The 25972-nt window shown below is 45.1% G+C and carries 24 protein-coding genes; 10 read left to right on the forward strand and 14 right to left on the reverse strand.

What is annotated here, in order from left to right:
- Window positions 1-48: 48 nt before the first annotated feature.
- Window positions 49-384 (forward strand): VOC family protein, encoded by a 336-nt coding sequence (locus QME20_RS13485; protein ID WP_014950470.1) that lies wholly within the window; start codon window positions 49-51, stop codon window positions 382-384.
- Here the strand turns inward: QME20_RS13485 and QME20_RS13490 are convergent.
- The 5 genes from QME20_RS13490 to QME20_RS13510 all read right to left on the reverse strand — a co-directional run bounded on the left by QME20_RS13490 (window position 381) and on the right by QME20_RS13510 (window position 5496).
- Complete coding sequence (locus tag QME20_RS13490) at window positions 381-2459, reverse strand: NADPH-dependent 2,4-dienoyl-CoA reductase (RefSeq protein ID WP_281716069.1); 2079 nt, start codon at window positions 2457-2459, stop codon at window positions 381-383. The genes QME20_RS13485 and QME20_RS13490 overlap by 4 nt on opposite strands.
- A gap of 331 nt (window positions 2460-2790) precedes the next feature.
- Window positions 2791-3264 carry a DUF4426 domain-containing protein gene (locus QME20_RS13495; RefSeq protein ID WP_014977244.1) on the reverse strand — a complete coding sequence of 158 codons (474 nt, stop codon included), beginning with the start codon at window positions 3262-3264 and terminating at the stop codon, window positions 2791-2793.
- A 96-nt stretch (window positions 3265-3360) separates the two neighbouring features.
- On the reverse strand, window positions 3361-3897 hold the full coding sequence (locus tag QME20_RS13500; RefSeq protein ID WP_014977243.1) for a YggT family protein: 537 nt from the start codon (window positions 3895-3897) through the stop codon (window positions 3361-3363).
- 20 nt (window positions 3898-3917) lie between these two features.
- Window positions 3918-4739 (reverse strand): pyrroline-5-carboxylate reductase, encoded by an 822-nt coding sequence (gene proC / locus QME20_RS13505; protein ID WP_014950466.1) that lies wholly within the window; start codon window positions 4737-4739, stop codon window positions 3918-3920.
- A gap of 70 nt (window positions 4740-4809) precedes the next feature.
- Entirely contained in the window at window positions 4810-5496 is a 687-nt protein-coding gene (locus QME20_RS13510; RefSeq protein ID WP_014999303.1) for a YggS family pyridoxal phosphate-dependent enzyme, read from the reverse strand.
- Window positions 5497-5523: 27 nt separating this feature from the next.
- Here QME20_RS13510 and QME20_RS13515 point away from each other — a divergent pair, with 27 nt between their 5' ends.
- From QME20_RS13515 to QME20_RS13525, 3 genes are all read left to right on the forward strand, one after another.
- Window positions 5524-6567: a type IV pilus twitching motility protein PilT gene (locus QME20_RS13515; protein WP_014950464.1), complete on the forward strand. Its 1044-nt coding sequence runs from the start codon at window positions 5524-5526 to the stop codon at window positions 6565-6567.
- Between the two features lie 8 nt (window positions 6568-6575).
- Entirely contained in the window at window positions 6576-7688 is a 1113-nt protein-coding gene (locus QME20_RS13520; protein ID WP_014977241.1) for a PilT/PilU family type 4a pilus ATPase, read from the forward strand.
- A gap of 140 nt (window positions 7689-7828) precedes the next feature.
- On the forward strand, window positions 7829-8146 hold the full coding sequence (locus tag QME20_RS13525; protein ID WP_061095730.1) for a DUF2007 domain-containing protein: 318 nt from the start codon (window positions 7829-7831) through the stop codon (window positions 8144-8146).
- A gap of 46 nt (window positions 8147-8192) precedes the next feature.
- On the opposite strand, the gene ruvX is transcribed toward QME20_RS13525, so the two are convergent.
- The 4 genes from ruvX to QME20_RS13545 all read right to left on the reverse strand — a co-directional run bounded on the left by ruvX (window position 8193) and on the right by QME20_RS13545 (window position 11132).
- A complete protein-coding gene (gene ruvX, locus QME20_RS13530) occupies window positions 8193-8624 on the reverse strand; it encodes a Holliday junction resolvase RuvX (RefSeq protein ID WP_014980071.1) in 432 nt (143 codons plus the stop codon).
- Window positions 8617-9183: a YqgE/AlgH family protein gene (locus QME20_RS13535; protein WP_014950460.1), complete on the reverse strand. Its 567-nt coding sequence runs from the start codon at window positions 9181-9183 to the stop codon at window positions 8617-8619. The genes ruvX and QME20_RS13535 overlap by 8 nt, the downstream gene beginning before the upstream one ends.
- Window positions 9184-9311: 128 nt before the next feature.
- On the reverse strand, window positions 9312-10265 hold the full coding sequence (gshB, locus tag QME20_RS13540; protein ID WP_049586041.1) for a glutathione synthase: 954 nt from the start codon (window positions 10263-10265) through the stop codon (window positions 9312-9314).
- A gap of 138 nt (window positions 10266-10403) precedes the next feature.
- Window positions 10404-11132, reverse strand: coding sequence for a 16S rRNA (uracil(1498)-N(3))-methyltransferase (locus QME20_RS13545; RefSeq protein WP_014980069.1), 729 nt, complete (start codon window positions 11130-11132; stop codon window positions 10404-10406).
- A gap of 908 nt (window positions 11133-12040) precedes the next feature.
- Here QME20_RS13545 and QME20_RS13550 point away from each other — a divergent pair.
- Window positions 12041-12883 (forward strand): mechanosensitive ion channel domain-containing protein, encoded by an 843-nt coding sequence (locus QME20_RS13550; protein WP_014950457.1) that lies wholly within the window; start codon window positions 12041-12043, stop codon window positions 12881-12883.
- Between the two features lie 144 nt (window positions 12884-13027).
- Here the strand turns inward: QME20_RS13550 and QME20_RS13555 are convergent, their stop codons facing one another.
- Entirely contained in the window at window positions 13028-13825 is a 798-nt protein-coding gene (locus QME20_RS13555; protein WP_014950456.1) for a M48 family metallopeptidase, read from the reverse strand.
- Window positions 13826-14325: 500 nt separating this feature from the next.
- Between QME20_RS13555 and QME20_RS13560 the strand changes: the two genes are divergently transcribed.
- From QME20_RS13560 to prsR, 4 genes are all read left to right on the forward strand, one after another.
- Window positions 14326-16128 carry a choice-of-anchor I family protein gene (locus QME20_RS13560; RefSeq protein WP_281716070.1) on the forward strand — a complete coding sequence of 601 codons (1803 nt, stop codon included), beginning with the start codon at window positions 14326-14328 and terminating at the stop codon, window positions 16126-16128.
- A 407-nt stretch (window positions 16129-16535) separates the two neighbouring features.
- The gene (locus QME20_RS13565) at window positions 16536-17660 is read left to right on the forward strand and encodes a beta-ketoacyl-ACP synthase III (protein ID WP_049586044.1); all 1125 of its coding nucleotides are present in this window, start codon (window positions 16536-16538) and stop codon (window positions 17658-17660) included.
- 147 nt (window positions 17661-17807) lie between these two features.
- The gene (gene prsK / locus QME20_RS13570) at window positions 17808-19880 is read left to right on the forward strand and encodes an XrtA/PEP-CTERM system histidine kinase PrsK (protein WP_239239354.1); all 2073 of its coding nucleotides are present in this window, start codon (window positions 17808-17810) and stop codon (window positions 19878-19880) included.
- 75 nt (window positions 19881-19955) lie between these two features.
- Window positions 19956-21317 (forward strand): PEP-CTERM-box response regulator transcription factor, encoded by a 1362-nt coding sequence (gene prsR / locus QME20_RS13575; RefSeq protein WP_014950451.1) that lies wholly within the window; start codon window positions 19956-19958, stop codon window positions 21315-21317.
- Window positions 21318-21410: 93 nt separating this feature from the next.
- Here the strand turns inward: prsR and QME20_RS13580 are convergent, their stop codons facing one another.
- The 4 genes from QME20_RS13580 to QME20_RS13595 all read right to left on the reverse strand — a co-directional run bounded on the left by QME20_RS13580 (window position 21411) and on the right by QME20_RS13595 (window position 24986).
- The gene (locus tag QME20_RS13580; protein ID WP_014977236.1) at window positions 21411-21728 is read right to left on the reverse strand and encodes a hypothetical protein; all 318 of its coding nucleotides are present in this window, start codon (window positions 21726-21728) and stop codon (window positions 21411-21413) included.
- 18 nt (window positions 21729-21746) lie between these two features.
- The gene (locus QME20_RS13585) at window positions 21747-23879 is read right to left on the reverse strand and encodes a GGDEF domain-containing protein (RefSeq protein WP_281716071.1); all 2133 of its coding nucleotides are present in this window, start codon (window positions 23877-23879) and stop codon (window positions 21747-21749) included.
- Between the two features lie 128 nt (window positions 23880-24007).
- Window positions 24008-24331 (reverse strand): replication protein RepA, encoded by a 324-nt coding sequence (locus QME20_RS13590; protein WP_168533939.1) that lies wholly within the window; start codon window positions 24329-24331, stop codon window positions 24008-24010.
- The gene (locus QME20_RS13595) at window positions 24291-24986 is read right to left on the reverse strand and encodes an AAA family ATPase (RefSeq protein ID WP_014950447.1); all 696 of its coding nucleotides are present in this window, start codon (window positions 24984-24986) and stop codon (window positions 24291-24293) included. The genes QME20_RS13590 and QME20_RS13595 overlap by 41 nt, the downstream gene beginning before the upstream one ends.
- A 225-nt stretch (window positions 24987-25211) precedes the next feature.
- Between QME20_RS13595 and QME20_RS13600 the strand changes: the two genes are divergently transcribed.
- The gene (locus QME20_RS13600) at window positions 25212-25952 is read left to right on the forward strand and encodes a glutathione peroxidase (RefSeq protein ID WP_014950446.1); all 741 of its coding nucleotides are present in this window, start codon (window positions 25212-25214) and stop codon (window positions 25950-25952) included.
- Window positions 25953-25972 lie beyond the last annotated feature (20 nt).

Below are 25972 nucleotides of genomic sequence, written 5' to 3' on the forward strand. Positions count from 1 at the left end.
TTAATTGGTATAAGTGAACAATGGTTACGAAATTTAAGGGAGAATAAAGTGGAGTTAGGGCTATTTTCGTTAAGTTTAACGGTTAAAGACATCAGCAAGTCGAAGACGTTTTATGAGGCCTTGGGCTTTGAAGCCATGCCTTCATGCGGCTCGGTGGAAGATAAATGGTTAATGATGAAAAATGGCACCACCATGATTGGGTTATTCGAAGGGATGTTTGAAGATAACATTATGACCTTCAACCCAAGTGATGTTAGGGCACTTCAGGCAAATCTAGTTGAACAAGGCATCGCTTTAGACGTGCCTGTGAAAGGCGATAGCGGCCCCGGGCATCTAATTGTTAAAGACCCGGACGGCAACGCTATCATGTTCGATCAGTTTTAAATTCGCGCTGCCAGTTCAGCGCCTTGACGGATAGCGCGTTTAGCATCAAGTTCAGCCGCTACGTCAGCACCGCCGATAATGTGCACGGTAAATCCTGCCTCTTCTAGAGGTTGTTGCAGAGGCTTAAACGGCTCCTGACCAGCACATACAATGACGTTATCGACCGGCAGTATTTTAGGCGTGTCGTTAATCAGCACGTGTAGACCTTCATCGTCCACTTTCTCGTAGCTCACGCCATTAATCATTTGAACATTGTGGTGTTTCAACGATTGCCTATGGATCCAGCCCGTAGTTTTGCCCAGCCCTTTACCTACTTTAGACGTTTTACGTTGTAGCAGATACACTTCCCGCTCAGAAGCCTCTATGGCTTTTTCTTTTAGTGCGCCAGGAGCAGAATAATCTTTATCTATACCCCAGTGCGCTAGCCACTTTTCTTTATCTTTGGCTAGATTTTCGTGTTCTACCAGGAATTCCGCTACATCAAAACCAATGCCGCCAGCGCCAACAATAGCCACTTTCTTGCCTACTGGCTTGTGGTCGCGCAATACGTCTAAATAACTCATCACTTTAGGGTGGTCGTGCCCTTCAATTGTAAGCGTACGAGGATTAATACCGGTGGCTAGCACCACTTCATCAAACTTCTCATCGGCAAGTCTTTCTGCGTTAATCTCGGTGTTAAGGTGAACCGTAACGCCCACTCGAGCTAGCTGATTGTCAAAGTAGCGTAGGGTTTCGTAAAACTCTTCTTTACCCGGCACTTGCTTGGCGTAATTAAATTGACCGCCAATTTCACTGGCTTTATCAAATAGATGTACCTCGTGACCGCGCTCTGCGGCATACATGGAAAACGCCAAACCCGCAGGCCCTGCACCTACTACCGCTAGTTTTTTCTTATTGTGAGTAGGGGGAAAGGTAAGTTCGGTCTCGTAGCACGCTTGTGGGTTTACCAAGCAACTTGCACGCTTTTGTTCGAATGCATGGTCTAGGCAAGCCTGGTTACAGGCAATACACGTGTTGATTAGCTTAGACTCATTGCGCATAGCCTTCGCTACAAAGTGAGCGTCAGCCAAGAAAGGTCGCGCCATCGATACCATATCAGCATGGCCTTGTGCGAGTACAGATTCTGCAACTTCAGGCGTATTGATACGGTTAGTGGTAATAAGAGGGATAGACACCTCTTTTTTCATGCGTTCGGTTATCCAGGTAAACGCCGCGCGAGGCACCGATGTGGAAATAGTAGGTACCCGCGCTTCGTGCCATCCAATGCCGGTATTAATTAGCGTAGCGCCTGCTTTTTCGATTTCTTTGGCTAAATATACAACCTCGTCCCACTTAGCGCCGCCTTCGACTAAGTCCAGCATAGACAGGCGATAAATAATAATGAAGTTAGTGCCCACTTTCTCGCGTACACCTTTTACTATTTCTATTGCCAGACGAGCCCGATTTTCTAGGCTGCCACCCCATTCATCATTTCTATGATTGGTGCGCTCACAGAAAAACTGATTTATGAGGTAGCCTTCAGAACCCATAATTTCCACGCCGTCATAGCCTGCTTGCTGGGCAAGGGCTGCACATTTTACGTAGTCTTTTATTGTGCTTCTTACGCCAAGTGAGGACAATTCGCGAGGCTTAAAAGGGGTAATAGGCGACTTCATAGGTGAAGCCGAAACAGCAAGTGGGTGATAACCGTAACGGCCTGAATGCAATATTTGCATGCAAATTTTGCCGTCTTCCTTATGCACAGCGTCGGTAATAACACGGTGCTTTTTCGCGTGGCGAGAGCGGGTCATTCTGCCAGCAAAGGGCGCTACCCAACCTGAAATATTAGGGCTAATACCACCTGTTACGATTAGCCCCGCACCACCTTTTGCTCGCTCAGCGTAAAACGCAGCAAGTTTGTCAAATCCGCCTTTCTCTTCTTCCAAACCTAAATGCATTGAACCCATTAGGGTACGGTTGCGAAGTTGAGTAAATCCCAAATCCAACGGAGATAATAAGTTAGGGAAGTAAGGTGAGAGTTGTTCTGAATTGTGGGCAGACTGTGGTGTAGCTGTCTGAGACGAGGGCGTATTCATAATTGTTCTCTTTTTATTTGCTATGAAGGCAGTTAGTGCATGTCGCTCTTTGCTGCGGCGCAGTGCTCATCTGTCTTTCATGACTTAAGTGCTAATGGTTACACATAATCCGACCACACTAACTTGCCCGACCAGTTGCTTTGATTATTTACCACCACATTCAATTGGTAAAGTGCAGTTACCCTATTTTTAACATAATAAAAAAGCGAGATACCGGGCTAACGGATATCTCGCTTCGTTAATCACTGCTTTTCATCACAAGCATGAGTGCGTTACAGGTGAGCGCTTACTTATGATGTTGGCTTTATTAAAGCAGTGCTCGCCTTATAAATTACTCGTCAACGTACATTTTTTGCTGAAACTTCAGCGTTTGTTTGCTGCTACCTTTTTGAACGTCAATCTCAAACCTAAAGGTTTCCTGATCGCGAAATGGCAGCACGGCAAGGTAATAGATAGCATCACCTTCTTCCACCTTTTTGAAAGTCAGCTTACGCGAGTTACCTAACAGATTCTTAGCCGTACCTGTGACATCTGCCCGTTGCGCTTCACCGGAAACTTTGTCTAACACCGAAATGTTAACCAACGCATTAAACTTACTTCTCACAATGCCGTAGCTAGCCGCCACTTCAGGTGTGAGAAATGGCGTACTCACCACCATATAGTGAACATCCCATTCACCAAGCGTTTGCTTCTGCTCGGCAAATGCGGAAACGCTTAAGCATGACATAGCCATCGCAAGAAGTGCTACGTAAGCTTTTTTGATATGTTTTATTCTACCCATGATAGAAACTACCTCTGCCTTCATCTTGTTTTTAATTCTTACCCATTACAGCTTGTTTTGCTCTATGAACCAAACTGCAAGACCAATACTTTCCCTAACAGTGTCTTGAACTGACATTAGTTACATAGGGAAAGTGTCTTGGATCAGAAGCTGTAAAAACTGTAATGCAATGATGGCAATAAGCACTGATAAGTCCAAACCGCCCAATGGTGGAATGACTTTGCGTATTGGCGCTAAAAACGGCTCGGTTAGCTGATACAGAACATAGTCAACCGGAGACTGACCTTGTGACACCCAGCTCAAAATAGCGCGTAGTAGTAACACCCAGAACATTAACGACAGGGCTTCTTTTATCACACCAATTACTGACAAAATCGCAATGCCGACTGGGTTTAGACTACCGCCAAACATTAACCCTAGGGTTATTAGCTTGAGCGCGCATACCGCTACCGCTAACACAAAAGTAGCGGTGTCGAACCTGCCGATTGACGGAATAATACGGCGCAACGGCCCCACGATAGGGTGGGTTGCTTTTACTACAAATTGACTGAGTGGATTATAAAAATCTGCCTGAACCATTTGTAACCAAAGGCGCAGAATAACCACCATCAAATAAAGGCTAAATAAGGTATCAACCAAAAATACCGTTGCGTTCATGTTGTGTTTTTCCTAAAACGTTATAGCTGTTTTGCCATTTCTTCAGCACGTGCTACGGCGGCGCGCATCGACTTGCTGACAATATCTTTTAAACCTTCATTAATGAAAGTGTTGACGGCTTCTGCGGTAGTGCCGCCCTTAGACGTAACTTGGGCACGAAGCTCACTTAATTCAAGGTCTGGGTTGTTACAAACCATTTCGGCTGCGCCTAACATCGCTTGTTGAACCATTAAGCGGGATTGCGCTTTATCAAACCCCATGTTCATGGCTTCTTCCTGCATATTTTGTAAGAACAAGAAGAAATAAGCAGGACTGCTGCCCGCTGCAGCGATCACGCCGTTAATACCTTCTTCTTTATCTACCCAAACTGTTTCGCCAACGCTGTTCATTACATCGTCAACGTATTGCCTGTCCGACTCAGAAACCGTGTCGTCGGCATACATTCCAGACATGCCTTTACCTAACAAGCTCGGCGTGTTTGGCATAATGCGAACAACGGGGTATTCACCACCTAGCATTTCTTGCAATCTGGCTACCGGAAGTCCTGCTGCAATGCTCATAAACAACTTGCCCGATAGGTCGTTGTTTTTCTGAAGCTCGCCGCACATATCGCCCATTATTTGTGGTTTTACCGCAAGCACTATGGCATCAGCGAATTGGCAGGCTTCATCGTTAGACTGGGTAGTGTGAATACCAAACTCGGCCTTCAGGCCGTCTAACTTTGGTGTGGAAGGGTTTGCCGCAAGGATATTTTCTTTTGCGTACCCAGATTTGATAAGACCACTGATGATGCTGCGGCTCATGTTACCCGCGCCAATAAATGCTAATTTTTTCTGTTGCATGTAAATCCTATTTGTTGGTTGCGTTTAAGTCTGTGTAGCGAGGCGAAGCGCTATCATTCAGATTAGCGCGCTAGTTTCGCTTACCGAAAATAGCGGTACCGATTCGCACCATAGTCGACCCGTGTTGAATCGCTTCAGCCATATCACTACTCATTCCTACGGATAGGGTATCAAAATTGCTCAATGATGTATGGTAGTGGTCGAATAATTCTTTTAGCTTAGACAGTGTGGCGTGCTGCTGTTCTTCACTAGGATCAGCTTTAGGAATCGCCATTAAACCACGCAAAGTCAGGTGCTCTTGAGAGTTAACAAACTCCACTAGCGCATCTAATTCACTTAGGGCTACCCCAGACTTACTCTCTTCGTCATCAATATTAACCTGAATGCACACGTTTAACGGCGGCATTGAGTCAGGCCGCTGTTCGTTTAAGCGACGAGCAATTTTTTCTCTATCTACAGACTGAACCCAATCAAAGTGTTCGGCTACCACTTTGGTTTTATTCGATTGGATTGGACCAATCATGTGCCACTCTATATCGCTTAAGTGAGAAAGTTCCTGAACCTTTTCAACACCTTCCTGCACGTAATTTTCGCCGAACATACGTTGTCCGGCTTCATACGCTTCCATGATATCTGATACGGGTTTTGTTTTGCTAACCGCTAGCAATTTAACGGAATTTGGTGGACGATGTGCACTGGTAGCGGCTTGGTCTATTCCTTTTCGTGCGGAATCTAGTCTTTCTGCTATTGTTTGCATTATTCACCTTGTTTTGGAGAAGTGGTTGTGGATATTACCGAACTTTTGGCTTTCAGTGTTAAGAATAACGCCTCAGATTTACACTTATCAGCGGGCCTACCACCAATTATTCGTGTAGATGGCGAAATGCGTAAGCTGAACGTGCCAGCCCTCGATCACAAACAAGTACATGGTCTCGTTTATGAGATTATGAATGACATGCAGCGCAAAGAATACGAAGAAAACCTGGAAACCGATTTTTCTTTTGAAGTAAATGGCCTGTCGCGCTTTCGTGTTAATGCGTTTGTGCAAAACCGAGGCGCAGCGGCAGTATTACGTACTATTCCCAGTAAAGTATTAACCTTGGATGACCTTGGCGCGCCTGAAATTTTCAAGGAAATTATAAATCAGCCTACTGGGATTGTACTTGTGACAGGCGCCACCGGCTCGGGTAAAAGTACCACGCTTGCGGCCATGGTCGATCATATCAACACCCATAAGCGCGAGCACATTCTTACCATTGAAGACCCTATCGAATTCGTGCACGACAACAAGCTTAGCTTGGTAAACCAACGGGAAGTACACCGCGACACACACTCGTTTAATAACGCTCTGCGCTCGGCACTTCGTGAAGATCCTGACGTTATTCTAGTCGGTGAGCTACGTGACCTAGAGACCATACGTCTTGCCATTTCAGCTGCCGAAACCGGCCACTTAGTATTTGGCACACTACACACCAACTCTGCACCAAAAACCATTGACCGTATCATCGACGTTTTCCCAGCAGAAGAAAAAGCCATGGTGCGCTCTATGTTGTCTGAATCATTGCGCGCGGTAATTTCACAAACCCTGCTTAAGAAAGTAGGCGGAGGCCGGGTTGCTGCCCATGAAATTATGGTGGGAATCCCCGCTATTCGTAACCTTATTCGCGAAGATAAAGTGCCGCAAATGTACTCGGTTATTCAAACGGGTCAGGCTCATGGTATGCAAACCATGGATCAGTGTCTTCAGCGCTTAGTGGCGATGGGTGTTATTACTAAACAAGACGCCGCTGCAAAGTCAGTTGATAAACAGTCGATGAACAGTTTCTAGAGGCCATCATGTTAGATTCATTACTTCAAAAAATGGTCGATACCAACGCATCGGATTTGTTCGTAACGGCGGGATTCCCCGTAAGCGCCAAGATTAACGGCAAACTAACGCCAGTGACGGAAAGTGCAACATCGGAAGAGGCATCGCTGGCGCTGGTTCATGAAGCAATGACCGAAAAACAGCAGAATGAGTTTCACACCACCAAAGAGTGTAACTTCGCCATAGTACGAGAGGGCATTGGTCGTTTCCGCTGTTCCGCATTTTGGCAGCGTGACCAAGCGGGCATGGTGATTCGCCGCATCGTTACTCAAATTCCGAAAGCTGATGATTTGGGTCTGCCGCGAGTATTAAAAGAAATTATTATGGCTAAGCGCGGTCTGGTTCTATTTGTAGGTGGAACAGGCACGGGTAAGTCCACGTCACTGGCTGCGCTTATTGGACATAGAAATGAAAATTCGCACGGGCATATACTGACTATTGAAGACCCCATTGAGTTTGTTCATGAGCATAAAAACTGTGTTATTACCCAGCGCGAGGTGGGCATAGATACTCAGTCTTTCGACGACGCCCTTAAAAGTTCGCTACGTCAGGCGCCTGATGTCATTCTTATTGGTGAAATTCGTTCAATGGAAACTATGGAATATGCCATGTCGTTTGCTGATACCGGGCATTTGTGTGTGGCTACGCTGCACGCTAACAACGCGAACCAAGCTATTGAACGTATTATGCATTTAGCGCCGAAAGATCAGCACGATAAGTTGCGCTTTGACTTAAGCTTAAACATCCGCGCCATCGTGGCTCAGCAGTTAGTACCAACTCCAGACGGCAAGGGTAGGGTTGCGGCAATAGAAATATTGCTTAATTCGCCGCTAGTGCGCGACCTAATACAGCGCAATGAAATAGGCGCGTTAAAAGAAGCAATGAAAAAAGGCAAAGAGCAGGGCATGCAGAGCTTTGATATGGCCCTGTATGATTTGTACAAAGCGGGTAAGATTGATATGGACCAAGCGCTGCACCACGCCGACTCGCCTAATGACCTGCGCTTAATGATCAAGCTTGATACCAGCGACGGTTCTAGCTTAGGTACACTGTCAAATGTATCTATTGATATGGATGACTAATTGCTTTCGCTTTCTGCTGAAATCCCTTTAGGGGGAGCTGCATTTGAAACGCTTACTGAAATAAAGCAGTAGAGAGACACGTTTTTCTCGCATGATGAGCAGCCCACGGGCTGCTTTTGTGTTTAACAAGAGGGTAGCCATTGAAAAAACTCTTCACTTCACAAGACGCTTTTGAACTTCAAGCGGTTCGCAGCGAGCTTGACGCTTTATCTATTCCTTATATGGTAAAAAATGAGTTCGCCAGTGGCGCAATCGGAGAGCTGCCTTGGCAAGATTCTCAGCAGGAAGTGTGGCTTGTTGACGATAGCTGGTATGCAAGAGCGTCGAAAGTTATTGAGCCCTTCATTCAGAAATCAAACGATAAGGCAGTATCTAGTGAAGACTGGATTTGTGGTGAGTGCAGTGAACAAAACGGCGCTGCTTTTGATGTCTGCTGGCAGTGTGGGGCAGAAAAGTAATAATAGCAAGAGCCAGCAGCATACAAAGGTCAACAGGCCTTAACAATTATTCGTACTGACTCTCGCTCCAGCTAGCGAATATTACACAGGCCGACACACTATCAACCTTATCTTTAGTCAGTTTCTTATAGCCACCTAACTCAAACAGCATGGCTTTAGCGTCTGTGGTAGTCAGTCGCTCATCACAGGTGTCAACGGCCACTTTAAAACGCCCATGTAGACGGTTTGCAAATTTGCGGGCGCGTTGAGTCATCTCCTGCTCAGTACCATCCATATTAAGCGGTAAACCCACCACCACGATATGCGGTTGCCATTCTTCGTAAAGCTTTTCTATTAACGTCCAGTCAGGAATACCGTCTCGTGCCTTCAGCGCTGCAAGAGGGGAAGCCGTACCGGTAATTTCCTGACCTACCGCCACGCCAATGCTTTTGGTACCAAAATCAAACGCAAGTACCGTACGGTTTCCTATATCAGGCATGTCCCGCTCCCGGTGCTAGCTGCCATACATCCACACCGAGTTTATTTACTGTTGCTTGCCATTTCTTGTGCATAGGCGTGTTAAACAGAATTTCTTCGTCAGCTTCGATGGTGAGCCATGCGTTTTCCTGCATTTCCTTCTCAAGCTGACCGGCTGTCCAGCCCGCGTACCCCAAAGCAATCAAAACGTCTTCAGGGCCTTCATCATTGGCAATAGCAGTCAAAATGTCCTTGGAGGTGGTCACCATAACCCCTGGTGCAAGCTTTAAGCTAGATGCCCACTCTCTTTGCGACGAGTGCAGCACAAATCCTCGCTCTTGGCTTACAGGACCGCCAGCCAGCACGATTTGCTCTGCTTTGTCGTCAGACACAGTGAGTTCTTTGTCAGTCTGCTCAAGAAGCTGCTTCACGTTCATGGTAGAGGGCTGATTTACTACAATACCCATAGCACCTTCAGCGTTGTGTTCACAAATATAAATGAGTGAGCGAGAAAAGTACGGATCGTCCAAACTAGGCATCGCGACCAGAAAATGATTTTGTAGGCTTTTTAATTCCGTCATAGTTTGTCTTTTATCTACTATCTTTTGCTCTGTAAGGGCCTTTACACTATTGAAGCTAAAGGCGCTCTATCCACTCATATTTGCTTTCTACAATACAAACTGCACTGTGTTACCAATACAACCTTACTTTATTTACTGGCTAAGCGCTTTTCAATGGCGTCAAACAGCGCACCCATTATATTAACATCGTAAGCTGCTTCTATTTCTCTTACGCAAGTTGGGCTAGTAATGTTTATTTCAGTAATTTTGCTGCCAATAACATCAAGTCCTACAAATAAAATGTTATTTTCCTTGAGTGTTGGCGCGATAGCTTCGGCTAGGGCGCGGTCAGAATCTGAGATTGGCTGAGGGCGTCCTGTACCGCCAGCGGCTAGGTTACCTCTGGTTTCCCCTTTTGTAGGCAGTCGCGCTAAGCAGTACGGCATGACTTCGCCATCAACGATGAGTACGCGCTTGTCGCCGTCTTTAATCTCTGGAAGGTACTCTTGCACCATCATGTAGCGCGTGCCTAACTTGGTTAGGGTTTCAATAATAACGCCTAAGTTATTGCCATCAGGCTTCACTCTAAAGATAGACGCGCCACCCATACCGTCTAAGGGTTTGCAAATAATGTCTTGGTGCTTGGCGTGAAACTCACGGATAAGCGCTTGGTTGTTCGTGACTAAGGTATTGGGAATGTGTTCTGGGAAGTATGACGTAAACAACTTCTCGTTGTAGTCGCGAAGCGCTTGAGGGTTATTCACAACTAGCGCTCCCGCGTCCTGCGCAAGCGACAGCACCTGAGTCGCATACAAAAACTCGCTGTCAAAAGGAGGATCTTTGCGCATGAGTAACACATCAACGTCGCCTAAATACAACGTAGACTCGTCTTCAATGGTGTAGAAATCTGTAGCTTGATCCTTGACCGATACGGTTTTACCTAAACCCATAGGCTTACCATTGTCTAAATACAGGTCTTTTAATTCAAAATATACAACCTTTGCACCGCGGCGCTGAGCTTCAAGCATCATCGCAAAGCTTGTATCTTTATGTGGCTTAATGCTCGCGATGGGGTCCATAATTACGCCAACGGTATATTGCATAATGTTTTCACCTTGAATGTTGATAAAATGCCGGCTCAGATGGCCTAGCTGATTGTAAACTTATATGGGGGCACACCTGAATTCTTCAAGTTACTGAGCTAGCACTATGCTGGTTCTAGAGCTGCCTAAAATACTGACTTAGAAGTCGCCGTGCTGAGCTTGAAGAATACTTAGGCTTGTAATCGCTGCTGTCTCGGTGCGCAAAATACGTGGGCCCAAACTTACCGACTGATAGCCGTTTTCGTTTGCCTGATGAATTTCTGTTTCAGATAACCCACCTTCAGGGCCAATAAGCAAACGAAAGCCTTGAGCATTATAAGGTTGTCTTGCCAAGCTTTGCTCTGCGCCAGGTGCGAGAACTAATCTTGTGGTATTGGTTGAAGACGACAACCATTGATTAAGACTAACCGGGGCGTTGAGCGCGGGAATAATGTTGCGACCGCTTTGTTCACAGGCGCCAATAATGATCTTCTGCCATTGCTGAATTTTCTTTTCCCAGCGTGACTCGTCGAGTTTAACCGTACAGCGTTCAGTGATCACGGGCGTTATTTCTGATACGCCAAGTTCCACGCTTTTTTGTAGCACGGTATCCATTCTATCGCCTTTAGATACACCTTGACCTAAGTGCAAATGAAGCGGGGACTCTTTCGCTAGCGATAAACAAGCGTCGGCTTCAACCGTCACTTTTTTTCTTTGAACGCTAATGATTTGCGCACTGTATTCATTGCCGTCGCCATTAAAAAGCACAATAGGGCGATTGGGCTTTATGCGCAGTACCGTCGCGATGTGATGACCAGCGTCTTCAGTTAACTCAAACTCTTGTTCTAACGGGATTGGATTGGGGTAATAAACTCTTGGTATACGCATAACAAATCAGATGTGTAGTTTTAACGCGTATAATACGTGTGTGGATACAGGTTGCAATGCTGTCGACAACATCGCGTAAGTAAATATGCAAAAACTTACGCAAACGACAGCATGCTGCCTATTTAAGAATCACATGACTCACTCTCTAGGCCGCGGAAGGCGAAGAGTTGCTCGAAGTAGATTTCAACACGTTGGATGAAGACTTCGATTGGGCTGCTGGGCGGTGGTCCGCTCTTGCGTACTTAGTATGTTTTCCTTTATCGGTGCGCAGTGAATATAAAAATAAACACAAAACCACCGAAAACAGGGTTATGAGAAGCAACATGCGTTAATCCTTTACGTGACATAGTTTGCTAAAGCTCCTTCATGAAGTTGCTCAACACACACTGATGAGGCGTAGTGAAAAGTCAACTTTCATGAAACTTTAGTCTAAAACTTTATGGCTAAAAAATCATCAAAAAAAATGTCTTATAACTCGGTAACTTCCAAAAAATGGAAAAGAATCACAAAGCATATTTAAGCTTCGTGATGAAGAATGCGCTTGTTGAGTGACAAGCGTGTGACAAGTGAAGAAAAAGCGTTCATTTTTTGCTTTTTTATTCTAGCGCCTGTGTGCCACCTAAACGGGATAGAAACTTGTCGATTTAGAGCCACTACACCGTCAAACATCCGCCTTGCCTAGATGGCAAAAAAAACGCTGCAAAAATATACAGAAAAGGTCAGTAAGTCCTAAAGTAAAACAGATAAATTTCCACTACTTTTGTATAATGCTAACGTTTTTAAACACCCATGTAGCTTAGACTTTAGAGCAAATTTACTGTGTTTGAGGCCATATTACATTGGTCTTAAATAAAATAGCTGCTACCTTATTTGAGCAATTATCAACTAACCATGACAAGGATTATATTATGGAAGAAAAACTTTCGCTTTTTTCTGCAAGCGATGTTGAAAGGTACATAAACGATTACGCCATCCCGTGGGGGATTAACATTCTGATGGCAATCGCGATTTATGTAATAGGTAGGATCGTAGTTGGATTCATTTTATCTGTATTTAGACGCCTAATGGCCAAGTCTAAATACGACAACATGCTAGTGGACTTCCTGGAAGCTATCCTTAGCGCCATTTTAATGCTGTTTGTTATTGTCGCTTCGCTTGATCAGCTAGGCGTAGATACAACGTCATTAGTTGCTATATTAGGTGCTGCTGGTTTAGCTATTGGTTTGTCATTGCAAGACTCGCTTAAGAACTTCGCAGCTGGCGTAATGCTTCTAGTTTTCAAACCATTTAAAGCGGGTGATTTTGTCGAAGCTGCAGGTACTGCTGGTTCTATTGTTAAGATTGGTATTTTCACCACAACAATGAACACACCAGACAATAAAGAAATTATTGTTCCTAATGGCAACATCTACGGTGGCAACATCACTAACTATTCAGCAAGAGACACGCGTCGTGTAGACATGGTTGTTGGTATTGGTTACGACGCTGACCTTCTTAAAGCGAAAAGAATTCTTGAAGAAATGGTGGCGGCTGATGAGCGTATTCTTGCAGAGCCAGCGCCTAAAATTGCAGTATCTGAACTGGCCGACAGCAGCGTGAACTTTATTGTTCGTCCATGGGTGAATTCTGCCGATTTCTGGGGTGTTAAATTCGACTTCACTGAAAACGTTAAACTGCGTTTTGATGAAGAGGGTATTTCAATTCCATTCCCACAAATGGATGTACATCTTCACAAAGCAGACAGCGAATAATTTCGTTGGTTTCAAACAAAAAACGCTGCATTTCGCAGCGTTTTTTTTATCCTAAGATTAAGTGCGAAGTAACACGCCGCGATTACGAACATTTTAACTCTCGCTGAGCGGGTAATGACCTATGAAAAATGGTATTACTTACTTCTAGCGACAGTTCGGGCGGTAAGCAGTAGCTTGATAGTCTGCATAGGCGTTAGGCATGTTCGCTTGTAAATTATCAATTCTGGTTTGAGGTGCTGGGTGAGTCGACAAAAGTTCCATTGGGCGGTTGCCGCCGCTTGCTGCGTCCATGTTTTGCCACAAGTTTACAGATTGTCTTGGGTCAAACCCAGACTTCGCCATTAGCTGAAGACCAATGACATCGGCTTCAGATTCATGAGTTCGGCTAAAAGGAAGTTGGACACCGACTTGAACACCTAATCCGATCGCAGCCATGATGGGACCCGACTGAGGCACTTCATTCGCGGCTAAAACTTGGCCTACCGCCTGACTGCCCATATTTATCAATGTTGACTGCGACATTCTCTCATTACCGTGCTCTGCAATAACATGACCTACTTCATGGCCAATGACAGCAGCAAGTTGATGCTGGTTTTCTGCAACGTTGAGCAAGCCTGTATAGACACCAATTTTTCCACCGGGTAGCGCAAATGCGTTAACTTGTTCATCGTCGAATACAACGACTTCCCATTGACCATTGAACACCGTGGCTGGTACTTGAGCAGTGATGGCATTTGCAACGCATTCTACGTAAGAATTTTGAACCGCTTTATTCGAAATTTTTAATTCTTCTTTCATGCCCGTGAATGCCTGATCACCCATTTGCGCGAGCTGAGTTTCAGAATAGAGCAATACTTGATTTCTACCCGTAGGAGATGTTGCACAGGCCGTTAAAGTAAGCGCTGCGGCAATAACTGCCGAGGCTGTGAATTTCAATTTCATGGTTAATCCTTTTTAATAACTGAATGTTCTCGCTTCGCTCACTTTTGCGCGCTAAAGCACTATCCCATTCAGGTTATACGTCTATTCGGCAATATTAGTATCAGATAGTGCTTATAAATAAAACTATACCTTTGAAAAAGCGAAGCGTGTTCCACTGTTAAGCTAAACCGTTTTTCTTCACACGCCTAGGTGTCTTGAAATATATGCTTACAATTGCATGAACGAAGTGTGATTACTTTGAGCCTACTGCTCCGTGCTGTCCATATTTACAGCGGCCTGTGTGCCATCATTGTTATAGAAAAGTTACGCGCCTTTGCCTATTTAATATTTGTGTCATAAACTGATTCTAATTTATACATAGAAGTTACATAAAATTTCTGGTGTACTAAGGTTAGAGATCCCCGTTTTCTTCCTTCGCTTTGCGAGAACAAGGTGGAAAAATCCTTGGGTTCCTCGAGCCTCATAACGTACGACAAAAATACAAATAAAAAGGAAATCAAATGGCAGTGCGTAATAAGTTTAAATACGGGTTACTTGCATTTTTAGTATCAGCGGCGCTCACGGGATGTGGTCTTGATGGTGACGACGGTGCGCAGGGCGAAACAGGAGCTCAAGGACCTCAGGGGGAACAAGGTGACCCAGGGACAGACGGAAGTGATGGTACCGATGCGTCAATCGGCATTGCAATGGATATCGTTGGTCGTGCTTTCTTAGGCAATCAAACGGCCGCAGAAATTGTTCAGTACCACGCTGAGACCAATACGATTTACGCGACAAACGGCGAAACGAATACAATAGCAGTTATTGATGCCTCTAGCGTAAACACGGCTACCATAGCTGATCCGATAAACACCACTTCGCTAACGCTTACCACTATCGCACTACCTGCCGATATAAATGGTGTGACTTTAGGTAGCTTAACAAGCATTGCGGTTAGCGGTGACCTTATGGCTGTTGCTGTACCTGCAGACGTTAAAACTGATAACGGTTATGTGTTGTTCTACAACGGGCTAGACAGTTCTGCTCCAGCCTTTTTGGATTCTGTCGAGGTTGGCGCACTACCGGATATGGTCACTTTTACGCCGGATGGTGGCAAAGTGTTGGTAGCGAACGAGGGTGAGCCTTCTGATGACTACACCATTGACCCTGAAGGTTCTGTTAGCGTCATAAATATTCTTGCAAGTGGTGAGCCAGAAGAAACGGGGACGACCGTTGGCTTTACTGCTTTAAACGGTACTGAAGCAGATTTGATGGCGCAGGGAATGATGTTTCCTAACCCAGCAGGGCGCACGATTAACGGCACAGCTATTACCTCAACGGTAGCGAAAGATCTGGAACCAGAATACATTACCACTACTAACGACGTTGCATACGTTAGTCTTCAGGAAAACAATGGCCTTGCGATTATTGACTTAGAAGAGTTAACGGTAGATGTCGTCGGCCTAGGAACTAAGTCTTGGGCTGGGCTTAATATTGATATCCAAGAAAATGATGCGGTGAGTTTTGGTCAGTACACAGGTATTTATGGTGTATACCAGCCTGATACCATTGCTAACTTTACGTGGAAGGATGCGACTTTCATTCTTACCGCTAACGAAGGCGATGCCCGAGAGTACTTCTTTGACGCTGCTGATGAGGCGGCATGTACTGCTGCGGGTGGTGTTGATTTCGACGAAGATGATGGCTGTCTAGCTTATACAGACGAAGTTAAAGTAGAAGATCTTACCGCTGCCGCCAACTCTGAATTAGCTATGCTACAGGCGACAGGTGAAGCGGACGACTTACGTGTAACTTCAGCTATGGGTGATGCTGACGGAAACGGCGAGTACGATGCAGCGTACGCTTACGGTGCACGTTCATTCACTATTTGGGATCAAAATGGTTTAGTGGTTTATGACTCGGGTGATGATTTTGAACGCATTACTGCGTCGGTTCATGGTGCGCAGTTCAACAATGGTGACGATGAAAATGCAAGCGACTCGCGCTCAGAGAATAAAGGTCCTGAGCCAGAAGCGTTAACCGTGGGTCAAGTTGGCGATCGCACTTACGCGTTTATCGGCACAGAGCGCATGGGCGGTATTTTCGTATACGACGTTACTAACCCTTATGACGTTCAATTTGCAGAATATGTAATTAACCGTGACCTAACCGAAGGTTTGACAAGCGACGATGTCATTGGTGACTTAGCGCCAGAAAGCCTGGTTTTTGTTAGCGCTGAAGACAGCCCAAGTGGTGTGCCTCTTCTTGTTGTAGGCAACGAAGTTAGCGGCACAGTGACGGTGTGGCAAATCAACCAGCTGTAAGCTCCCCCATTGATTACATGAAACCCCGCTTTGAAGCGGGGTTTTTTATTGGTAGCGCGCCAGACCTTCCCGAAGGGCGAGTTTAAAATGTCCTTACTCTTTGTTGTGTCAACTTGATGTAGAGCCACTATACCTGCGAAAACACGCCACGATTACGAACATTTTAAGTCTCGCTGAGTGGGTAATTATCTATGCGGGCTGGTATTAAACGGAGGAATAGAGCTTTCCTTGCGTTCACTATGGTTACACCGTTGGAGGATTAAGGTAAGCTATAACCCATAAAACGCAATCGTATTTTTAAAGGTAAATACGATTAGGCTCAATTGCACTGGTATAGATGCGTTTAGGACACAGAGTAACGCAATGCTCAATACCACCGTAGTGCTATCAAATAATAGAGAATGCCTATGTCTCAGCAAGTTGTGATTAGTGGTGTGGGTGTATGGCACCCTAAAGACAGTATAACTAACGAAGAGCTCGTAGATAGCTACAATGCTTACGTAGATGCGTTTAACGAAGAAAATAAAGCGCAAATCGAATCAGGTGATGTAGCAGCAATGCCTTATTCAAGTGCAGAGTTCATCGAAAAAGCATCAGGAATTAAAAGTCGCTACATCTATCAAAAAGAGGGTGCGCTAGACATCACTCGAATGAAGCCTAAGATTGCCCCTCGAGCAGATGACGAACTTTCTCACCAAGCTGAAATTGCCGTCGAAGCAGCCAAGTTAGCTCTGGCATCCGCCAATGTTACTGCCGATGAGATTGATGCTGTGATTGTGTCGTGTGCATACACCCAGCGTGCTTATCCTGCGATTGCAATTGAAGTACAAGAAGCTCTTAATATTGAAGGGTTTGGTTTCGATATGCTAGTTGCTTGTTCTGCAGCAACGTTCGGTATGCATCGCGCCTATGAAATGCTGAGCGCGAAAAATGCGACTCGCGTGTTGGTTATTAACCCTGAGTTGGTCTCACCGCAAATTAACTACGCTGATCGCGACAGTCACTTTATTTTTGGCGATGTGGCTACGGCGACGGTGCTTGAGCTTGCTGAAACCGCCAAAAGTGAGCACGTGTACGACGTGCTAAGCACCAAGGCATTGACGAAATTCTCAAACAATATTCGTTCTAATTTTGGCTACATGACACGTGCCGAAGACGTTGATCCGTATGGACCTGATAAGCTGTTCCATCAAGCGGGTCGCAAAGTTTTCAAGGAAGTGTGTCCATTGGCAGCAGCGCATATTGAAGCGCATTTAGCGAGTCACGACATTACGCCAGAAGGCGTCAAGCGTTGGTGGCTTCACCAAGCTAATATCAATATGAACACCTTGATTTGCAAACGCCTGTTAGGTCGCGATGCTGACCGTACCGAAGCGCCAATTGTGTTGGACGAGTTTGCCAACACTGCTTCTGCGGGTTCTGTGATTGCTTTTGGTTTAAACCATGAAGACCTGGTTGCCGGTGACGTGGGAGTACTTTGCTCTTTCGGTGCAGGGTATTCAATTGGCTCACTAGTGATCCGTAAACGATAGTTTTTATCATAGCGCGGGCGATGCCTGCGCACCGTACCTAGCCAAAAAACGTTATGTGCTGTATATCGAAGGTTTCAGGGACGTTGCATCAATGCGCCTCCCTGTATTTCATCTCCTAAATAATGATAATAAAGGTGAGATAAAAGGATGATTTCAGATGTAGGCTATGGGTTAAATAGTCTGGCGCACTTAGCCCTTTTATTGCTGTTGTTAACGGTACGCAAACCCGGCGTAGCCAAGCATTTATTGGTATTGGCGACCGCAGCCACCTTTTTATGGTCTACAACCTTAATCACTTCGCTATTTGGACCTATCTCGCTAAGCTGGTTACTCAGCGCTGACGTGCTTAAGCAGCTCGCATGGCTACTCTTTTTGGCTGGCTGTATACAGACCAGCTTTAGTAATATCTTCGACGTTCTAAAACGACCTGTAACGTTAATTATTATTGCCCCCGCACTAGCAGCATTGCTCGCCCCTTATCTATTGGTAGTAAATCCCGCGTGGAGCTTTCTTGTACTGATCGTGCTGTCATTAGAAGTGCTTGTTCTTCTGGAAGTTGTGTATCGACAGGCGGGGCGTGAGCAGTGGGCGTTTAAACCCATTATTATTTATCTGGGAGCAACCAACCTGTTTGAGTTCGTTACCTATGCAAACGCTACCATGGTAAACCAGGTTGAAATTGGCTACATAGCGGCACGAGGCTATATTTACTTCTTGTTAATGCCCTTACTCGTCATATCGATTCGACGAATTCATCACTGGGGCATTGATATCTTTATCTCGCGGGACGTGGTATTGCACAGCTCTCTACTCTTAGTGGCGGGCGGTTATCTTTTTGTGATGGCTGTTGTCGGCTACGCCATAAATTATATGGGAGGCAACTGGGGAGCGACGGTTCAAATCATATTGGTTGTGATGTCATTCGCATTGCTCGCTACTGTATTCTTGTCCAACGGCTTTCGCACTAAGATAAAAGTATTTATCACTAAACATTTCTTTGCGAATCAGTTCGACTACCGCGTTGAATGGGTGAAATTAACGCAGTGGTTAACACGTGCAGGGGATACCTCATCAGATGTTTACAACGCTGGCCTAACAGGAATGCTTAACGCCATTCAATATGAGTCAGGTCTGCTGTTTAAAGTAACGCAGAATGGCTATGAATGCGTGGCTAAGGCATCACCTATTACAAACACTGCGGCAACAGATAACAATGAAGCGTCAACTGATTCGAAAGAAAACAACGCTACCTGTACAACGTTGGAAACGCTCGCAAGTTACAGCGACAAAAATGGCTGGATCATTGATACGGACGCCTACCTCGTCAAACCATTCGATTACGAGGGGTTAAAGCTAGATAGAGATGCACTAAAAGCATGGGGCTACCAACTCTTCGTGCCTTTCTTAAAAGAGGGAAAACTGTGGGGATTTGCTGTTCTCGCGTCAGGAGACAATGAAAAAATCACTTTAAATTGGGAAGTGAAAGACTATCTAACCGCCGTATCTGAGCAAGTAGGCACGTACATGCAGCACCACGAGGCCGCTCAAGTGGTAGCAGAAAACGCCCAATTTGCGGCATTCAATCGAATGTCTGCGTTCGTTTTACATGACTTAAAAAATGTACTAGCTCAAGTCGACCTTATTCTTGCCAATGCTCAACAGCATAAACATAACCCTGAATTTATCGAAGACACCTTCGAAACCTTGGAGCATACTAAGGCAAGAATGGAAAAAATGCTCAAGCAGCTGACTGATAAGAAGGCCGTTGAAGAAGGTGTAAACTCAGAATTTTTGATTTCGGAGCTGGCCAAAGATGTGGTCAACAACCGCTGTTCAGGTTTACGTCCGCTACCAACAGTTCATGTGCTAAAAGAAACGGCCGTGACGGTTGATAAGGATAAGGTGGCAAACGTGCTTTATCACCTAATCAGCAACGCTCAGCAGGCAACCGCAGATGACGGAGAAGTCGACGTGGTGATTACTGGAAATTCTGACAACAAAACGCAGCTAGTTTTGATAGAAGATACAGGGTCAGGTATGGATAAAGCGTTTATTGAAGAGCGACTATTCAAGCCATTTGATACCACGAAAGGGAATGCTGGTATGGGTATTGGTGCATATGATGCAAAAACATATATCGAGTCTATCGGTGGCAAACTAACTGTTCAAAGTGAACCTGGACGCGGTAGCTGTTTTACGCTGTATTTTCCGATAGGATAGGGTGTATAACTATAAAGTGGATATTATCAAATCCACTCCCTTTCGATGGATGAAGTAGAATAATAGGATGATGAAATGACCGATACCATTTTGGTAGTAGATGATGATTTAGGTATCCAAAAGCAACTTAAATGGAGCCTTACCGATTACAACGTTGTTTTTGCGGACGATCACACATCTGCCATAGCCCAGCTCCGTCGTTTTGAACCTAAGGTTGTTACCCTAGATTTAGGGCTTCCGCCAGATCCAGCGAATGCGTCGGAAGGTTTGCGTATTCTTCACGACATCATTGCGCTAGCGCCTAGAACCAAAGTTATCGTTGTTACAGGTAATAACGATAAACAACACGCATTAAAAGCAATCGATTTTGGGGCATACGATTTTTATCAGAAGCCTATCGATTCAGATACCATCAAATTATTGGTGCACCGTGCGCTTAACCTGTCTAAGTTAGAGCATGAGAATAGCATTCTTGCCCGCACCCGTTCTGGCATGTCCAGAATAGTGGGTAACAGCGAAGCTATTCAAAAAGTGGTACGTCGCGCTGAGAAAATTGCTAATACCGACATAAGCACTCTGTTACTTGGTGAAAGTGGCACAGGTAAAGAAGTTTTCGCGCGCAGTATTCATGAACACAGCCCTAGAAAAGACAAACCTTTTGTTGCTATTAACTGTGCGTCTATCCCAGAGAACTTACTAGAAAGTGAGTTGTTCGGTTACGAAAAAGGGGCGTTTACTGGCGCGAACAAAACCACCGTCGGCAAGATAGAAACAGCACAAGGCGGAACACTGTTTTTAGATGAGATTGGTGATATGCCCATTGGTCTGCAAGCTAAGATGCTTCGGTTTTTGCAGGAGCGCGTGATCGAGCGCGTTGGTGGACGCAATGAAATTCCCGTTGATATACGCGTAATTTGTGCAACGCACCGCGATTTACAGGCTATGGTGGCACAAGAAACATTCAGGGAAGATTTATATTACCGTGTGGGGGAAATGCCGATCATGATCCCTCCTTTACGTGAACGAGACCAAGACATTATTTTACTTGCACGTACGTTCTTGAATATTTATCGCGAAGAATTCAAAGCTAAAGCGAAGAGCTTTTCAGAAACTGCAGTTAACGCCATGCTAGCCCATAAGTGGCCGGGCAACATTCGAGAAATGCAAAACAAGCTAAAGTCTGCGGTTATTATGGCTGAAGGTACGGTAATTCAACCTGACGATTTAGGCTTGATGCCTGTAGATGCCCATGATGAGCCTGAAACGTTGAATCTGCGTGAAGTGCGAGAAATTGCTGAAAGTCGAGCTATTCGCAGGGCCTATCAAAAAGCAGATAAGAATATGTCGAAAACGGCAGAATTACTTGGCGTCACTCGTCCCACGTTGTATTCGCTCATTGATAAATACCATATGGAAGACATCAAAAATAGCGACTAGGGTAGGCATGACTACCAAACAAGAGAGAAATGTACTTCTCACCTGTTGATATCTGGGCGAACTCGCAGTTCGCCTTTATCCTTGTGTACCCACCTAAAATACAAACTGGCAGTGAGACTCTGCTAAGACGTCATGACCGCTGAAGGTCACCTCAACCGACACTTGGTTAGAGCCACGCTCAACAAAGATAACGCTCCCACAAATGTTACACACGTGGTGGGTTTCGTCATTAGCCTCGTGTAGTTCCGCTAGCGCTGACGGTGCACAGTCAATAACCAGCTGCTCTTTTTCAACTGTAACGCGCAGTTCACTGGTATCTGAATGGCTTAGCGTTTCGTCATCGGCGTCAAGCTCTCCGATATGATCAATTTCATATTGAATTGCTTGGCAGCTGCAGCTTCCTCTGTACATATCTCTATTCCTCTACTGCTATTTCTCGAGGGTCTCCGGCCATTTGATACTTGCCACGTTGTTGAACGATGTGGCAATTCTCGAACCAGGAAAATTAAATTTCGTATCTAGTGGAGTGGGGTATTCCCTTGGAATTTTAAGCGTTTCGATTACGCCAACCCATCCATTTCTCCCTGATAACTTAGTGGCATACAGCGCGTAATCGATAACAGCGAATGTACGTTTCCACGCGGTATCAAAGTCTTCCTCTCTATCTGGAGGAAGCAGCGAAAAGCCAATGCTACAAGTAATATTGATTGGTTTTTCTAAGCCGATATCAAAAGGGGTGCTTGCGACCATTTCTCGGCAGCGCTCGGCAACCTCAGGGAGCTCTTCACGAGTGGATTGGCGACAAACCACAAGAAACTCCTCGCCTCCCCATCGAATAATTAAATCCGTTTGTCTGAACACCTCTTTGAGGACATTGGCAAACGCTGATAGCACTTTATCGCCGGCAATATGCCCATAGTCGTCGTTGATGCGCTTAAAGTGGTCGATATCAATAAGTAAGCAAAGTAAGTCTTGTTTCGTCTTTCCTGTGCTGGGGCTTTGTTTCGCCGAGAACTGGCTGCGCCTTATTTCACCGGGAAGCTGCGATTCGAGGTAGTGCCTATTGTACAAACCCGTTAACGGATCGCGCAGGCTTACCTCTTCTAGCGTTTTATAGGCTCTTTCCAGTTCTTGATTTTTTTCTTGAAGATTTAGTGTTTGCTGGCGTACTTCTCGGCGCAAAATAATCGTTTGCTGACGTTGTTTGTAGCGGCTCCACACTAAAAACGTTAAGAGTAACGCTGCTAATGATATGCTCCAAAAAAGAGTCGTCTGCAGGTTTTCTCGCTCAGCTTGCGCTAACGCCAGTTGCTTAGACTCTTCCAGTTTTTCCAACGTCCTAGATTGCCTCACAAGCTCAATTTCAGCCTGCAGACCTTCAATGGCAGACTTGTTTTCCGAATCAAGTAGTACCTCGCGCAGCTGCTGCATAACAGATTGAATATCTAGGGCTTTTTTGAATTCGCCTAGTGATACAAAGGCGCTTAGCTGTAACGAAAGAAAACTAAGCTGTCCTCTAAGGTCTCTATTTTTTCTAGCGTCAATGGTACCCGTGCGAGCCTCTTCCAAGGCTAATTCGAAACTCTGCTCTTTCATATAGGCTTGCGCTAAAGCGAGTCTGCCTTCTTTGACCAATTTTGCCTGGCCCGATGAATCGGCAAATTGCATGGCTTCCTGCAATAACTCTCGCCCTTTAGCTGTATCGCCGTTTTCAACCAATGCTCTTCCCAATAGCATTTTTGCTTCGGCTATGGCCCCTACATCAGAGGTGGATAGCAGGAGTTCAAGACCTTCGTTAATTGCTCTTATCGCTTGGTCTACAGAGCCTGTTTTGAGAGACAGGGCACCAATACGAGTTTTGATCACACCAAGTAATCGGGTCTCCTGTGTTTCCTCGATACTATCGAAAGCATCTTGGTAGTAGGTATGAGCCAAAGTTGCTTGGTTGAGCAAACTGTATATCTCACCGATGCGCAGCAACGTAACACTCATTTCACTGGCCATGTTATTTTCACGAAAATAACGTAGCGCTTGCTTTAACGGCTCCAAAGCGGTTTCAATTTCGCCTTGTTCTTGTTGAATTATGCCTAGCTCAAGGTTCAATTGAGCCTTAAGTAATTCATTACGCTCAATTTGAGCAATAGACATAGCGCGACGCACATAAGTCAATGCAATAGCATAATTTGAAAGGTGTCTTTCTGAGGTGGCTAGTTGTAAAAGCGTTGACGCCATTTTGTTTAATTCACCACTTGTGGTGTAGCGCTCTAAGGCGGCATTAAAAATAGCTTTTGACACCTCAAAACGCGATGCGTTTTGAAGTAAGAGTCCGAGGGCAGAAAATGTATCAGCAGACATTTGCTGCTGTTGTAGCGCTTGCTCTAAAAGCAACAGTGCCTTGCTATCGGCGTCAGCATATTGCTTGGCATTTAAAAGGTTCTCGACATCAGCAATCTCGGTCTTGAAAAGCTCGAACGCTTCTACCGTTTTTACCTGTGCGCCATGCACAGCAATTAGCAGGGCACACACCAGCACGCGCACGATGCTAAATCCTTCACGGCCCATTCGATTGTATCTCCTATACACTGTCAGAACATGCTGTCGGTGAGTATCTCAGTAGGCTAACGCCAAGGCAACATCATTATTGTGAAGGATAAAACGAATGAAATGCGTATTTGGATTTATACTTTAGTCTAATTTATGGTGTTATTTTCAATCCACTCTCGAATCAGTGCAGATTTGGCTTTACCTGTCTTTTGGGCAATGTTTGCAAGTTTTTCAATACATTGCGGCGTCAACGTAAAGGTAGCATGTCGCATACCTTCTGATTTTGCAGGCTTTCTTATCGGCACAACGCGGTCTGTACGAACGTCTTTTAAATCGTTTTTTGCCGCCGATGGTTGCTTTTTATCCACTTTACCTTGGGCATAAAGCAGCGCATCGTCGATAAAATCTTCTACAGTTCGTAGATTGGGCTTAGCTAACGGCTTCGACTTTTTGAGGTTGAGTAAACTCATAAGCATCCTCCACTTTGCCAGCTAGTAGCTCTTCAAACAAGGTTCTTATTTCTGTGGCCGCTTTACCTTCTGGTTCACTCTCAATAACTGACTGCCCTGACTCTTCTGAATCGTCATACATGTTTCTACTAAAAGTAACAGAGTTTAGGACGGGAATACCAAATGAGCGACACACTTCTTTTGCCTCTAGAATACGGTTTGCCAGGCTAGGTAGAGAAGGGCACTGTGTGATAACGAACGCGGCGTTCATTTTCGGGTTAACCATTTTACAGGTAGATAAAATATCTTCCATGTGAGGTACCGTTTTGAGATCGCGACGTTTGGGTCTAAGTGGAATCAGTATATGGTCAGCAACCGCCATTGACGAGCGAAGCGCTAGGTTATCTTGTCCACCACAGTCTATTACAACGTAATCGTAATACTGACGCAGGCTAAGTAATTCGTTACGTATTTTACCATATAACTGAACACAGTTAATTTCAGCGAGACGAGGGTTAGCTTTACGCTCTTGGATCCAGTCTGAGGTCGTTCGCTGCGGGTCACAGTCGACCATTAACACCTTGGCACCTTTTTCAGTGCGAAGATACACTGCAATGTTTTGTGCCAGGCAGCTCTTTCCGCTACCGCCTTTTTCTCCACCAACCAAAATAATCATGGTGATAACCCTCGAATATCGCTTATGTTAAAATACTGAGCGTTACGGTGGGTCGTGAATGGTGTCACGACCGTACCTAACCTCCACTCAAAGCATAGGCAGGCTATCAGCTAGGTTCAGCATCAAAATCGATATTAACGAATGTAAGACAATACCTATTGATTTGTGCAACAACTCATTCTAGTCTTCTTACTTTATAATTGAGATTACCGATAAGAGGTTGTTATGTCAGAAAGTCGCTTCACTTCCAAAGAAGGCCAAAAAGTACCTAGCGTTTCATTTCCGTGCAGAGAAGGTGAGACGTGGGTAACGAAAACGACAGATGAATTATTTTCTGGCAAAAATGTTGTGGTCTTCTCACTTCCAGGTGCTTTTACACCAACCTGTTCTTCTACCCACTTGCCTCGCTATAACGCTTTAGCGAAAAAGTTTGCGAAACACGGCATTGATGAGATTGTTTGTGTATCGGTAAACGATACTTTCGTTATGAATGCATGGGCCGCAGATCAAGAAGCCGCTAACATAACCGTTATTCCCGACGGTAACGGAGAATTTACCGATGGCATGGGTATGCTAGTCGATAAAGCGGATTTGGGTTTCGGCAAAAGAAGTTGGCGTTACTCGATGCTAGTGAAAGATGGCGTGGTAGACAAAATGTTTATTGAACCTGATGTAGCTGGCGACCCGTTTGAGGTGTCGGATGCAGATACGATGCTGGCTTACATTGCGCCAGAGGAGCAAACTAACGCACCTGTTTCTATTATCACAAAACCGGGTTGTCCTTTCTGTGCTAAAGCGAAAAAACTGCTTGATGAAAAAGGCTACGAGTACGAAGAAATAGTGTTGGGCAAAGATGCATCACTAACCAGCTTAACGGCGATTAGCGGTCGAGAAACTGTGCCGCAGGTCTTTATCGGTGGTAAACATATCGGTGGTTCTGACGATCTAGAGGTTTACTTTAGCTAACGTAATATACGTATTAATCG

The organism is Alteromonas sp. CyTr2, assembly GCF_947311905.1.
Lineage (GTDB): Bacteria > Pseudomonadota > Gammaproteobacteria > Enterobacterales > Alteromonadaceae > Alteromonas > Alteromonas macleodii.